This is a genomic window from Mesorhizobium sp. WSM1343, from assembly GCF_055901535.1.
The window spans coordinates 350,734-363,245 of sequence record NZ_CM148370.1; the positions used below are offsets into that span (position 1 = coordinate 350,734).

The 12,512-nt window shown below is 63.7% G+C and carries 13 protein-coding genes; 8 read left to right on the plus strand and 5 right to left on the minus strand.

Translation table 11 applies throughout. The features are described from left to right. Window positions 1-56: 56 nt before the first annotated feature. The 4 genes from AC0NIL_RS01600 to AC0NIL_RS01615 form a co-directional block, all read right to left on the minus strand. Window positions 57-764 (minus strand): SDR family NAD(P)-dependent oxidoreductase, encoded by a 708-nt coding sequence (locus AC0NIL_RS01600; protein ID WP_063171055.1) that lies wholly within the window; start codon window positions 762-764, stop codon window positions 57-59. 169 nt (window positions 765-933) lie between these two features. Beyond that, window positions 934-2,511, minus strand: coding sequence for a 5-guanidino-2-oxopentanoate decarboxylase (locus AC0NIL_RS01605; protein WP_275954192.1), 1,578 nt, complete (start codon window positions 2,509-2,511; stop codon window positions 934-936). Then, window positions 2,508-3,155 carry a TetR family transcriptional regulator C-terminal domain-containing protein gene (locus tag AC0NIL_RS01610; protein WP_032809890.1) on the minus strand — a complete coding sequence of 216 codons (648 nt, stop codon included), beginning with the start codon at window positions 3,153-3,155 and terminating at the stop codon, window positions 2,508-2,510. The genes AC0NIL_RS01605 and AC0NIL_RS01610 overlap by 4 nt, the downstream gene beginning before the upstream one ends. Next, the gene (locus AC0NIL_RS01615; RefSeq protein WP_063171053.1) at window positions 3,152-4,024 is read right to left on the minus strand and encodes a dimethylarginine dimethylaminohydrolase family protein; all 873 of its coding nucleotides are present in this window, start codon (window positions 4,022-4,024) and stop codon (window positions 3,152-3,154) included. The genes AC0NIL_RS01610 and AC0NIL_RS01615 overlap by 4 nt, the downstream gene beginning before the upstream one ends. A 213-nt stretch (window positions 4,025-4,237) precedes the next feature. On the opposite strand from AC0NIL_RS01615, the gene AC0NIL_RS01620 reads away from it, so the two are divergent. The 8 genes from AC0NIL_RS01620 (at window position 4,238) to AC0NIL_RS01655 (ending at window position 11,055) form a co-directional block, all read left to right on the plus strand. Beyond that, entirely contained in the window at window positions 4,238-5,053 is an 816-nt protein-coding gene (locus AC0NIL_RS01620) for an ABC transporter ATP-binding protein (RefSeq protein WP_013528188.1), read from the plus strand. 53 nt (window positions 5,054-5,106) lie between these two features. Further along, window positions 5,107-5,907: a transporter substrate-binding domain-containing protein gene (locus AC0NIL_RS01625; protein ID WP_063169843.1), complete on the plus strand. Its 801-nt coding sequence runs from the start codon at window positions 5,107-5,109 to the stop codon at window positions 5,905-5,907. Window positions 5,908-6,062: 155 nt separating this feature from the next. Then, window positions 6,063-6,776 carry an ABC transporter permease gene (locus AC0NIL_RS01630; RefSeq protein WP_275954214.1) on the plus strand — a complete coding sequence of 238 codons (714 nt, stop codon included), beginning with the start codon at window positions 6,063-6,065 and terminating at the stop codon, window positions 6,774-6,776. Further along, window positions 6,776-7,585, plus strand: coding sequence for an ABC transporter permease (locus AC0NIL_RS01635; RefSeq protein WP_013528191.1), 810 nt, complete (start codon window positions 6,776-6,778; stop codon window positions 7,583-7,585). The genes AC0NIL_RS01630 and AC0NIL_RS01635 overlap by 1 nt, the downstream gene beginning before the upstream one ends. Before the next feature lie 225 nt (window positions 7,586-7,810). After that, window positions 7,811-8,812 carry an Ldh family oxidoreductase gene (locus tag AC0NIL_RS01640; protein WP_275954193.1) on the plus strand — a complete coding sequence of 334 codons (1,002 nt, stop codon included), beginning with the start codon at window positions 7,811-7,813 and terminating at the stop codon, window positions 8,810-8,812. 241 nt (window positions 8,813-9,053) lie between these two features. Beyond that, complete coding sequence (locus tag AC0NIL_RS01645) at window positions 9,054-9,335, plus strand: hypothetical protein (RefSeq protein WP_013528193.1); 282 nt, start codon at window positions 9,054-9,056, stop codon at window positions 9,333-9,335. 196 nt (window positions 9,336-9,531) lie between these two features. Continuing rightward, window positions 9,532-9,984, plus strand: a complete 453-nt coding sequence (locus AC0NIL_RS01650) for a DoxX family protein (RefSeq protein ID WP_473572789.1) — start codon at window positions 9,532-9,534, stop codon at window positions 9,982-9,984. A gap of 93 nt (window positions 9,985-10,077) precedes the next feature. Next, window positions 10,078-11,055, plus strand: a complete 978-nt coding sequence (locus tag AC0NIL_RS01655) for a complex I NDUFA9 subunit family protein (protein WP_013528195.1) — start codon at window positions 10,078-10,080, stop codon at window positions 11,053-11,055. Window positions 11,056-11,084: 29 nt separating this feature from the next. Here the strand turns inward: AC0NIL_RS01655 and AC0NIL_RS01660 are convergent, their stop codons facing one another. Continuing rightward, entirely contained in the window at window positions 11,085-12,452 is a 1,368-nt protein-coding gene (locus AC0NIL_RS01660; protein WP_275954194.1) for a cytochrome P450, read from the minus strand. Window positions 12,453-12,512 lie beyond the last annotated feature (60 nt).

Below are 12,512 nucleotides of genomic sequence, written 5' to 3' on the forward strand. Positions count from 1 at the left end.
ACCCCGCCGGAGCGATCCGGCGGGGTTTTTCTTTGACCTAGGTAAAGGTTGGAAAGTTACGCCCTGCCGTAAAGCGGCACCAGCGTGCCGCTCATCGCCTGATTGGCCGGCGAGGCGAGATAGGCGATGGCCTCGGCGGCGGCTTCGAGGCTGACCCATCTTGTGACATCGGCATCCGGCATATCGGCGCGGTTTGCCGGCGTATCTAGCGTCGACGGCGCCACGGCATTGACCAGGATGCCCTTGTGCTTCAGCTCTTCGGCCATCGCCACCGTCATGGCTGCCACCGCCGCCTTGCTGGCGGCGTAAGCGACCATGCCGGCGCCGCGCCGCGGATCGAGCCCGGCGCGCGCGGTGACGTTGACGATGCGGCCCGCCGTGTCCGACGACAGCATCGAGCGGATCGCGGCGCGGCAGCACAGGAAGGCGGTGCGCGCATTGGTGTCCATCATCTCGGCAAAGGACGCCGACTCGATCTTTTCAACAGGCGCCGAGGTGAAGCCGCCAGCCAGATGGATCGAGCCCCAAAGGCCCGGAACCTGGCTATAGAACGCTTCGACCTTCGCGGGGTCCGAGAGATCGACGTTGTGCACCAACTGGACACGGTCATGCGAGGTAAAGGGGAAATGCGTAGGGGCGGCAGCATGAGCATTGGGCACATGGCAGATCGCGCCGTCGCTCAGCAGTTTGCCGACAACCGCACCGCCGAGCGCACCGGTCCCACCAGTCACGACGATATGCTTGCCTTCAAGTGTTTCCGTCATCTTGGACGCTCCTGTCATTTTTTTATCGTTAGGTCGTTTCTGTGCCGCCGACGCGAAGCGTCGCGCCTTTTGCGCCATCACTCAATTGACATCTCGACATGGCAGTTGTCGCGTCTTTGCATGCGTCCGACACTTCAGCCGTGGCCCGCCAAAACGGGAAACCCGCGCTTCAGTCAACTGTGATTTCGATGACGCGCGGCAGTCCGGTGGCCCGGGCGCGCTTCAGCGCGTCCGCGAGAGCATCGATATCGGCAAGCCGTTCGGCGCCGATGCCATAGGCCTCGGCCAGCTTGCAGAAATCCGGCGGCGCCGGCGATACGCCGACCGGCTCGACGCCGACATCGAGCATCGAGGTTTCGATCTCGCGGTAGCCTCTGTTGTTCCAGACGACGAAGATGACCGGTACCCGCGCGTCGAGCGCGGCGCCCAGTTCCGGCAGCGTGAACTGGAAGCCGCCGTCACCCGTGAGGCAGACGACCGGCGCATCGGGTATCGCAAAGGCCGCGCCAATTGCGGCCGGCGGGCCGTAGCCAAGCGCGCCGAAGCCGGTGGCGGCATTGAACCAACCGCCTGGCCGATCATGGTCGTAATAGAGGTTGGCCGCATAGATTGGCTGCGTCGAATCGCCGACGATGAGCGCGCCCGGCAAAGCGTCGCGGATCATCTCGACGGCGCGCACCTGCCCCTGCAGTGTCGGATTGAGCTCGGCAAAGGCTGCTTTGCGTGTAGTAGCGGCGCGCGACGAACCGCCCTCGCTTGCCCGGACATGGCGGGTTTCCAGAAGCAGTGCTTCGAGCGCCTCGGCGCAATCGGCCTGGATCGAAACCGTCGCCGGGCGGCGGGCAAGCTGGTCCGCGCCGATATCGATGCGGATCAGGTTGGCGGGCAGGACGAAGCCGCCATCGCTGTAGCCGTCATAGTCGGTCGGGCCGAATTCGGTGCCGGCGGCAATGACCAGGTCGGCGTCGGCCATCAGCGCCCGTACTGTCTTCAGGCTGGGACTGGCCGGCACGCAAAGCGGATGACCATGCAGCAGGCCGCGCGCATTGGTGGTCTGGACGACCGGCGCCCCCAGCCGTTCGGCCAGACGCCGCAGTGGCGCTTCGGCGCGTTTGGCGCCGCCGCCGACCAGGATCAGCGGGCGGCGCGCTGCACTGATGAGTTTGGCCGCGTTGGCAATTGCGACACCTTCCGGCACGGGCGGCGTCACATTGCTCAGCATGGCAGCGATGCCATCCGCCGGCTTGACCATGACGTCGGTCGGGATCTCGATATGTACCGGGCCGGGCCGGGCCGATGAAAACAGGGCGAAGGCCTGCGCCAGCGCGCCGGGCAATTCGCCAGCCTCGGTAACGCGCTGCGAAAACAGCGCCACCTTCTCCATTATGCCGCGCTGATCCGGCAATTCGTGCAGATGGCCCAGCCCCTTGCCCAGCGTCGGCGTGGCGTTGACGCCTGAGATCACCAGCATCGGCACCGAATCGGCGCGTGCCTGCCCCATGGCGGTGATGGTGTTGGTCAGCCCCGGTCCGGTGATGACGAAGGCGACGCCCGGTCTGCCGCTGGCGCGTGCGTAGCCATCGGCCATGAAGCCGGCGCCCTGTTCATGGCGCGGTGTGACGTGGCGGATCTTGGAGCGCGCTAGCCCGCGGTAGAGTTCTACCGTGTGGACGCCGGGAATCCCGAAGACCGTGTCGACGCCATGGGCTTCGAGCAGCGAAATGAGCGCTTCGCCGAGTGTCGTCATTGGTTTTCCTCCCCTTCCGGCGCGAGGCCTAGTTCGGCCTCGACGGCCTTGATGCCGATCGCCGCCAATTCGCCGGGCGAGAACATCTCGCCGGCCAGGCAGCCTTCGATCCAGAGTCCGTCGATGATCGCATTAATCGCGATGGCATGGTGGCGCAATTGGCTTGCGTCCGATTTGCGCCGTTCGGCGGCGAGCACCTCGGCCACAACCGCTTCCACCTCATTGCGAAAACCAAGGTAGCCTTCGCGGTGGGCGTGGGCCAAGGTCGGATCCGCTCTGGCGCGGCCGATGAAGGTTGCCCAGAGCGAAAACACCCGCGCGTCGATAATCGGCGCATTGAGGTTGGCGGTGACGAAAGCCGCAAGGCGCTGGCGAGGCGAGGCATTCTCCATGACCAAAGCCGCTTTCGCCTGCTCGGTCATGCGGCCCATCAGCGCTGCATAGGCTTCCTGCAGCAATTCTTCCTTGCCGGGAAAATAGTGCCGGATCAGCCCGGCGGTGACGCCGGCACGCAATGCGATGGTGCGCAAGGTGGCGCCCTGCAGGCCATGTTCCGCCACGCTGTCCAGAGTGGCCTCGATCAGATCCTGCCGCCGCCGCTCCTCGCCCTCGCGACGGAACCTGCGGCGGGATGGCATATTCATTGGCGCAGGATCGGTCGCGTCAGGCATGTCGGCCCGCCCTCGCAGGCGATGCAGAGCGCATCCGCCTCGAAGATTTCGACCGTGCAGCCGGCGGCTTCCATCGCGGCTTTGGTCTTTGGAAAGCCCGCGACGGCAATGATCTTGTGTGGGCTGGTCGGCAGCACGTTCAGGCTAAGGCCGTTGGAAGCCGCGAACTCTTCGGCGTCGCCTTCGACCAGCCGGATGTTACGCGCCTTCAGCATCTGATAGAATGGGGCCGGCAAAAGCGGTGAATGGACCAGTGCGAGGTCGTCGGCCAGCGGGCTGATCACCGACATCAGATGCAGGCACGCTTCTTCGCCTTGCCACAGCGGAAGATCAAAGCCGTAGACGGAAACGCCCAGCGGCGTCAGCAGGTTGGAAACCTGCTGGATGCCTTCCTGGTTGGAGCGGACACCGCGCCCGATCACCAGCGTACGGGCATCGAGCCATACGCAATCACCGCCTTCGACCTGGCCAGGAACCTCGACGCGGCCCAGGATTGGAATGCCCAGCCTTCGGTACGTTTCCTCATGCAGCGAGGGCTCCCTGGCGCGCAACGGCTTGCCCATGGACAGAATCAGCGCGCCGCGATCGGTCATCAGCGACGGGTCGTGCGTGAACACCGAGTCCGAAAGTCCATCCGCCGTGTCCTCGATCCATTCGATTTCGGCACCGGAAGCCGCCACCAGTTCAGCAAGGAGCGCGTGCTGCGATGCCGCTTTCGCCGGATTGAATCCCGGGCCATAGTGCCAGGCAACCCTGTCGGCATTGCGCATGGCGTTGGCCGCCGACCGCATCAGCACGCGGCGCAGCGGCGCCGCCATGGACTGTGATCCGAAAGCGCTCATCGAAGTCCTTTTTCGCTGAAAAAAATCGAGAAAATTTCATGGAAGGCTATTTATACACTTGCACAACAAGCTCGCAAGTGCCGTAATAAGCAGGATTGACGGGCTCTCGCCGTTGGGTCCATGCTGAAGTCTGGAGCGGGGCAGTACAGCGTATATGTTAATTAGCCGGATACACGTTCGACGAACCGCAGCCGACCCGATAGAGGTCACCCGGTGAGCGTGGTGGAAGCTGCCGCAGTCCGATCCGGCAAGGCGCAGGACGGCGCCGCCGAAGCCATCCATGTCGAGAACCTGCACAAGAAGTTCGGTGAGCTGCATGTGCTGAAGGGCGTCTCGCTGTCGGCGCGCGACGGCGAGGTCATCGCCATCATCGGCGGCTCGGGCTCCGGCAAATCGACCCTGCTGCGCTGCATCAACTGCCTGGAAAACCCGACCAGCGGCATCATTCGCGTCAATGGCGAGGAGATCAAACTCAAGGCCGACAGCCACGGCCACACCATTCCGGCCGACCGCAAGCAGATCGAGCGCATCCGCTCCAAGCTCGGCATGGTGTTCCAAAACTTCAACCTGTGGAGCCACATGACGCTGATCGAAAACGTCATCGAGGTTCCGGTGCATGTGCTTGGCGTCAAGCGCGATGTGGCGATCGGCGAGGCCGAGAAGCTGCTCGCCCGTGTCGGTCTGGCTGAAAAGCGCGACGTCTATCCGGCCTATCTGTCGGGCGGCCAGCAGCAGCGCGCCGCGATCGCCCGGGCGCTGGCCATCAATCCGCGCGTCATGCTGTTCGACGAGCCCACCTCCGCGCTCGATCCCGAACTGGTCGGCGAGGTGCTGAAGGTGATCGGCGACCTAGCGCGCGAAGGCCGCACCATGGTGCTGGTCACCCACGAGATGAAGTTCGCCCGCGAGGTCGCGACCCATGTCGTCTACCTCTACAACGGGCTGGTCGAGGAAGAAGGGCCGCCGGAGCAGATCTTCGGCGCACCGAAATCCGAAAGGCTGAAGCAGTTCATCCGCAACATCGGCTAGGCAAGCCGGGACGGAAGAAAACCGGGAACCAACAACAAACTGGGAGTCATGAAATGAAGACCGTTCTGAAGACATTTGCCGCAGCGCTGCTGCTCGGCGTCGCCGCCATGGGCGTGGCCAAGGCCGATCCGGTCAAGATCGGCGTCGCCGCCGAGCCTTATCCGCCCTTCACCTCGCCCGATGCTTCGGGCAAATGGATCGGCTGGGAGATCGACTTCATCGACGCCGTCTGCGCCGAGGAGAAGCTCGATTGCGTCATCACCCCGGTTGCCTGGGACGGCATCATCCCGGCTCTGACGACCAAGAAGATCGACCTCATCGTCTCCTCGATGTCGATCACCGCCGAACGCGCGAAGACGATCGATTTCTCGGACAAGTACTATAACACGCCGACCGCGATCATCGGCCCGAAGGACCAGAAATTCGGCTCCGCTCCGGACGACCTCAAGGGCAAGATCGTCGGCGTGCAAGTGTCGACGGTGCACGCTGTCTACGCCAAGAAGCACTTTGGCAGCACAGCCTCCGAGATCAAGGAATACCAGACCCAGGACGAGGCCAACAACGATCTGGCCGCCGGCCGTCTCGACGCGGTGCAGGCCGATTCCATCGCGCTTGGCGAATTCCTCAAATCCGACCAGGGCAAAGCCTGCTGCGACCTGAAGGGCATGGTCGCTCCCGATGACGAAGTGCTCGGACCGGGCGTCGGCGCCGGCGTGCGCAAGGAAGACACCGACCTGAAGGGCAAAATCAACGCCGGCATCAAGGCGATCCGCGCCAACGGCAAATATGACGAGATCTCGAAGAAATACTTCGATTTCGACATTTACGGCGGCGGCGGCGCGCAGTCGAACTGACGATCCTCGTATGAGCTGTGGGGTGTGGCGTCGCGCCATGCCCCACCTGCTCGATCTTTCCCAGGCATGTTTGCCGCCCACGCAGCCGTCGGCGGTTAGTCAGCACTTCGGGGGCGACGCTGATCGACGCACTTCTTTCGGCCTCCGCGGCCGGCATCACCGAGCTTCTCTCGCCCTACCCGCCAGGCTGGGGCGGGGCGCTTCTGGTTGGGCTGCTGCATTCGATCGAGATCGCGCTGGGCGCCACGTGCCTCGGCCTTCTGATCGGCACCGGCGGCGCCTATGGCAAGCTTTATGGCGGGCCGGTGGTGCGCGATCTCCTGGCGGTTTACACCACCATCGTGCGCGCCGTGCCCGAACTGGTGCTGATCCTGCTGCTCTATTACGCCGGCACCGACCTGATCAATCAGGCGCTGACGGCCATGGGTTATCAGCGCGTCGACGTGAGCGGCCTTGCCGCCGGCATCGCCGTGCTCGGCTTCGTCCAGGGCGCCTATTCGACAGAGGTGATACGCGGCGCGATCCTGGCCATTCCGCAGGGCCAGATCGAAGCCGCCCGCGCCTATGGAATGTCTCCGGGCCTGATGTTGCGGCGCATCACCTTGCCGTCAATGCTGCCCTTCGCTATTCCGGGCCTCGCCAATCTCTGGCTGATCGCCACCAAGGACACCGCGCTATTGGCTGTTGTCGGCTTCTACGAGCTGGCGCTGGCAACGCGGCAGGCAGCGGGCGTCACCAAGGCCTATTTCACCTTCTTTTTCGCGGCGGGCGTGCTCTATCTGCTTTTGTCGCTGTTTTCCAACCTCGTTATCGGCCGGGTCGAGACCTGGTCGCGGCGCGGCATGCCTTCGCTCAAGGGGGCGCGCTGATGGCCAACGAGGCGACCATCATCGACGTCGTCGCGCGAACGTCGCTGTGGCTGCAGCCGCACCGCATCGTGCTGATCCTGATCGCGCTCGGCCTGGTTCTGTCGGCCGCCTTTTTCATGCGCTGGGACTGGCTGCCGCAATATTATGAAATGGGCTTGATCGGCCTCTGGCGCTCGCTGTGGATCCTGGCCGTCACCTGCGTGCTGGGCTTCCTGCTGGCCGTCCCGCTTGGCCTGGCGCAGGCTGCCGGCTCGTTCTGGTTCGCCGCACCCGCCAAGGTGTTCTGCACGGTGATCCGGGGCACGCCGCTGCTGATCCAGCTCTGGCTGCTCTATTACGGCCTGGGTTCGCTGTTCCCGCAATATCCGTGGATCCGCGAATCCTGGATGTGGCCATATCTGCGGCAAGCCTGGCCCTATGGCGTGCTGGCGCTGACCCTGTCGTTCGCCGGTTATGAGGGCGAGGTGATGCGCGGCGCCTTCGCCGGCGTGCCCAAGGGGCAACTCGAAGCCGCCCGCGCCTTCGGCATGAGCCGCTGGAAGGCGTTCCGGCGGATCTGGCTGCCGCAAGCCATCTACCGGGCGCTGCCGACGCTGACCGGCGAGACCGTGCTGCAATTGAAGTCGACGCCGCTGGTGGCAACGATCAGCGTCATCGACATCTTCGCCGTTTCGTCCAAAGTACGGCAGGACACCTACCTCACCTACGAGCCCTTGCTGCTGCTGGCGCTGATCTACATGACGATAACCGGCATTCTGGTCTTCGCCTTCAGCAGGATAGAGGCCAGAATCCCGAACAAGATTGGTTAGAGGGGAGTAGGGGAGTAGGGGAGTAGGGGAGTAGGGGAGTAGGGGAGTAGGGGAGTAGGGGAGTAGGGGAGTAGGGGAGTAGGGGAGTAGGGGTAGGGGAGTAGGGGAGTATCAGGCCACTATCCACATTCACATTTCCATCCCCATTCGCTATTCACTGCCCACTGTCCCGTACTCCCCTATTTCCTTACTCCCCTACTCCCCTACTCCCCTAGGACGGCCATGATGCAACTCAGTCTCGACCAGGCAAAAGGACTGTGCCGGATGGCGGCACTTGGCGCCGGCGCCAATGAGGAAGCGGCGCAATCGCTCACTGCTTCGATCATATCAGCCGAGGCCGAAGGGCTTTCCTCGGTCGGTCTGTCGCATTTCATCGACTATCTCGAGGCGCTGGAAGCCGGACGCATCGACGGCAATGCCGACCCGGTGATCACCCGGCCGGCGCTGGCAGTCTATCTCTCCGATGCACGCGGCGGGCTGGCGCATACCGGCTTCGACCGCACCATCGACGACCTCGCCAAGGCGGCAAAGCTGTTCGGTGTCGCCATCTTCTCGCAGAAGAACGCCTATACATGCGGCGCGCTCGGCTATTTCACCGGAAGGCTGGCAGCACAAGGACTGGTGTCGTTTGCAGCCACCAACGGCCCGGCCGTGCTTGCCGGCTCGGGCTCGGTCAAGCCGGTCTACTGCACCAACCCGATGTCGTTTGCCGCGCCTGCCGCCGACAGGGCGCCGCTGGTCATCGACCAGTCGTCGAGCGCCACCGCTTTCGTCAACATCCGCAAAGCGGCCGAGGACGGCAAGACAATCCCGGAAGGCTGGGCGCTGGACGCCAGCGGAAACCCGACCACCGATCCCGCCGCCGCCATAAAGGGTGCAATGCTCGCCTTCGGCGGTCAGCGCGGCGCCAACATCGCGCTGATGGTCGAGGTGCTGGCGGCGGGCCTGTCGGGCGCCAACTGGTCGCTCGACGCGCCATGGTTCAGCGGCGGGCCGGACAGCCCCGGCACGGGACTGTTCGTGCTTGCTATCGAACCCAAGCTGCTCGATCCAGATTTCGAGCAACGAATGAAGGACCAGCTTGACCGGCTGCGGCGGCGCTTCGGCGTACATGTGCCCGGTCGTGCTCGCGCAGAGGCCGCCGAGAAGGCGCAAGCGCGCGGCATTACCGCATCGAAGGCCGTGGTGCAGCGCATTTCCGAATTCGCCGCACGCTATTCTTCCTGAACATCTATTAAATATCAATCAGTTATCTGGAATTCGCCCGCCGCAGGCGCGGCGCAGTGCGATTTTCTTTGCGCGTCGCTGAACCTTTCCGCGCCTTGCTGCGACCCAGCTTTGTCCAGGGCAAGGCGAGCTTGCCCGATCCACACCGAGGGAAGCAGCAAACCGAAATCGAAAGCCTGCATCACGCGAAGGCCGGTCCTTCGCGCCTCGGAAAACTCAACCCAAATCAAAGGAAATTGCCATGACCAACACCAAGATCACCATGCTGACCGCCGTCCTTCTGCTCGGCTCGTTCATGGGCGCCACACAGGCAGCCACCCTGAAGGCCGCACCGGTCAAGCCGTCCAGCCCGGGTGTCATCGCTGCCCCGAGCGGCGGGGCCACCGAAGACCACTACTGCAAGAACGGCCATGCAAAATTCGCCAATTGCAGCGCTGATTTCGTCGCCGCCTGCAAGAAGGTTGGTGGCACCATGTCGGATGTTCAGGGCTGGGGTGGGCGTACTTGCTTCACGCCCTCCTGATACCGTCTCAGGTCAGGCCGCGCCGTCGGCCCCTGGCTTCGCATGGATGTCACCCGGAAAACCCCGCTTCAGCGGGGTTTTCTGCGTTTTGATCGCACGATGGTAAAACATTCTCGTTTTGGTCAACTTTTGTTTATTTGACTTCGACCAACCTGATCGGCCGTTTGCGCTGATTGAGCAAAACAGAGGAGCTACAATGTCGGCAAGCACGGACAATCCCCGCAACGCCCTTGTCATCCCGGTCCTTGGCAGGTTTTACGCGGCCCTGCACGATGGTGCCGAAACCGTTCTTCGCGTCGTCGCCGGCGGGTTTCTCGCGATCCACGGTTCGCAGAAGATCACCAATCCTTTCGGCGCTGCCGAGATGGTCGAGGGTCTCGGCTTCTGTCCGGGCGCGTTGTGGTCGTTGCTTCTGGCCTGCACTGAATTCTTCGGCGGCATCTTCATCGCCATCGGGTTTTTGACGCGGCCGGCCGCCTTTGCCGGCCTGTTCGTGCTGCTGGTCACGGTCTGGTTCCACTGGGTCACCATGGGCCAAGGCTATTCGGGTGCGGAAAAGTCGCTGCTGTGGGCAGCGATCCTGCTCTTCTTCGTCATTCGCGGCGGCAACCGCCATTCGGTCGACAACCGTATCGGCAAAGCGTTCTGACAGGCTGACAGCGACGACGCGTCGCCCTTTGCCTTTGGCACGAAACGGATTATGAAACGGCTTCAGCCAAGCCTGCGAGCGCCGGAGCCAGCCATGACCGAAATCCTGCAGACCCCAAAGCTCGTCGTCGTCTTTGGCGGGTCAGGCTTTGTCGGCCGCCATGTCGTGCGCGCGTTGGCCAAGCGCGGCTATCGCATCAGGGTCGCCTGCCGGCGGCCCGATCTCGCCGGCCATTTGCAGCCGCTCGGCAATGTCGGCCAGATCCAGCCGGTCCAGGCCAATGTGCGCGTGCGCTGGTCGGTAGACCGCGCCGTGCAAGGCGCCGACCATGTCGTCAATCTGGTCGCCATCCTGCATGAGAGCGGCCGGCAGAAATTCTCCGCCGTGCACGAGTTCGGCGCCCGCGCAGTGGCCGAGGCCGCGCGCTCGGTCGGCGCCGGCCTGACCCACATTTCTGCGCTTGGCGCCGATCTGGACTCCGAATCAGACTACGCGCGCACCAAGGCGCTTGGCGAAAAGGCTGTGCTGGAGACGATCAAGGACGCCGTGATCTTCCGGCCGTCGATCAATTTCGGACCCGAAGACGGCTTCTTCAACCGCTTCGCCAACATGGCGCGCTATTCGCCGGTGCTGCCGCTGATCGGCGGCGGCCAGACCAAGTTTCAGCCGGTCTATGTCGGCGACGTGGCCGAAGCGGTGGCGCGCTCGGTCGACGGCAAGGTGGATGGCGGCCAGATCTATGAACTCGGCGGACCGAAGGTGCTCACCTTCAAGCAGTGTATGGAAGAGCTGCTCGACGTGATCGAGCGCAAGCGGCTGCTGGTGCCGGTTCCGTGGTGGGTGGCCAACATCCAGGCCTCGATCCTCGGTCTCCTGCCCAACCCGCTGCTGACCAAGGACCAGGTGATGCAGCTGCGCGAGCACAACATCGTTTCGGACGCCGCCAACCAGACCAACAGGACGCTTGCGGGGCTAGGCATCCAGTCGCAGTCGATCGCGACGATCCTGCCCAGCTATCTCTGGCGCTACCGCGCCGCCGGCCAGTTCCAGCAACGCAAGCCCGCGGCCTAATTCGGCGCAACTGCCTGAAGGTGTCACGCCTAACGCGGCGTGACCTGCATCGGTAGACCGCCTTGCGGCTGCGTGGTCAGTTTCTGTACCGGCCAGGGTTTCGTTTCGGCGGTGGTGTCGAAGCGGAAGCGCGACAGCATGATCGCCAGCGCGATGATCGCCTCCTGCATGGCGAAGCTGGCGCCGATGCAGACGCGTGGGCCGGCGCCAAACGGCAGATACTGGAAGCGGTCGATCTTTTCGCGATTTCCCGGGTGGAAGCGCTCCGGCAGGAAGGCATCCGGCCGGTCCCACAGTTTCCTGTGGCGATGCACGACCCAAGGCATCACCAGCACCGCGGCGTGCTTGGGGATATGAAGATCCTTCCACATTTCCGGTTCGATCGGCTCGCGGTTGATCGACGGCGCCGGCGGATAGAGCCTGAGCGCTTCGTCGAAAGCCGCGCGCGTGAACGGCATGGCATCGAGCCATTTCGTCGGATCGGGCTCGCGCTCCAGCACCTGGTCGATCTCCTGCTCGACCCGGTTGCGCTCCCAAGGTGATTCAGCCAGGCAATAGAGCGTCCAGCCGAGCGCACGCGCCGTCGTCTCATGGCCGGCGCCGATGAAGGTGATGATGTTATCCTCGACCTCGGCCCGCGTCAGTCCGTCGGGTCCCTCGGCCTTGAGCAGCAGTGTCAGGAAATCCTGCGGCACGGCATCGGGATCGCGCTTGAATTTCGCTTCGCGCATCTTGACCGTGTCGGTGACGATCTTGCGGAAATAGGCCATGGTCTTGCGGCCACGGATGCGGGTCAGCCTCGGCAGCCAGTCGGGCGCACGCAACAGGTCGAGCGGATCGACGCGACCCATGGTCTCGAACAGGCGGTCGATCTCGTTGGCGAAACTGCCGGGCTCGCCTGATATCTCGCCGGAAAACAGCGTCTCGGCCAGGATGTCATAAGTGAGCAGCGTCATGTCATGGGCGATGTCAGACGTGCCGCCGTCTTCGTAACGGGTGACGAAGTCCTGCGTGCGCCTCAGCATCGGCTGGGCGAAGCCGAAGATGTGGCGCGGCGTGAACACCGGCGCCATCGCCTTGCGCGACCGCTTCCAGACCTCGCCCTCGGCGGTGAGCAGGCCGTCGCGCAGGATCGGCCGCAGGATCTTCTGGCGCACCGTCGCCATCTTGTAGTTCCTGGCGTTGTCGACCAGCACATGCCGGATCAGGGCGGGATCATTGGCGACGATCAGATGTCCGCCAACGCCGTTCGCCGAGATCCACGGCTCGTTATAGGTATGCTCACCCCACAATTCGAGCGGGTTGCGGTAGACGATGCGGATCATCTCCAACGTCGAGGGCGGCGTCGTGCGCGGCTTCGGCGCCGGGGGAATGAAGGGGGCGGGCTGGATGTCCATGCTGTGCTCCGCTGATGACCCAATGTAGTGGGCCGCAAAGCAGGCGTCCATGTGACCGAA

Bases quoted from the DNA above. Each gene is read 5' to 3' on its own strand.
- AC0NIL_RS01600 (WP_063171055.1), bottom strand. From the start codon at position 764: ATGACGGAAACACTTGAAGGCAAGCATATCGTCGTGACTGGTGGGACC.
- AC0NIL_RS01605 (WP_275954192.1), bottom strand. From the start codon at position 2,511: ATGACGACACTCGGCGAAGCGCTCATTTCGCTGCTCGAAGCCCATGGC.
- AC0NIL_RS01610 (WP_032809890.1), bottom strand. From the start codon at position 3,155: ATGAATATGCCATCCCGCCGCAGGTTCCGTCGCGAGGGCGAGGAGCGG.
- AC0NIL_RS01615 (WP_063171053.1), bottom strand. From the start codon at position 4,024: ATGAGCGCTTTCGGATCACAGTCCATGGCGGCGCCGCTGCGCCGCGTG.
- AC0NIL_RS01625 (WP_063169843.1), top strand. From the start codon at position 5,107: ATGAAGACCGTTCTGAAGACATTTGCCGCAGCGCTGCTGCTCGGCGTC.
- AC0NIL_RS01635 (WP_013528191.1), top strand. From the start codon at position 6,776: ATGGCCAACGAGGCGACCATCATCGACGTCGTCGCGCGAACGTCGCTG.
- AC0NIL_RS01640 (WP_275954193.1), top strand. From the start codon at position 7,811: ATGCAACTCAGTCTCGACCAGGCAAAAGGACTGTGCCGGATGGCGGCA.
- AC0NIL_RS01645 (WP_013528193.1), top strand. From the start codon at position 9,054: ATGACCAACACCAAGATCACCATGCTGACCGCCGTCCTTCTGCTCGGC.
- AC0NIL_RS01650 (WP_473572789.1), top strand. From the start codon at position 9,532: ATGTCGGCAAGCACGGACAATCCCCGCAACGCCCTTGTCATCCCGGTC.
- AC0NIL_RS01655 (WP_013528195.1), top strand. From the start codon at position 10,078: ATGACCGAAATCCTGCAGACCCCAAAGCTCGTCGTCGTCTTTGGCGGG.
- AC0NIL_RS01660 (WP_275954194.1), bottom strand. From the start codon at position 12,452: ATGGACATCCAGCCCGCCCCCTTCATTCCCCCGGCGCCGAAGCCGCGC.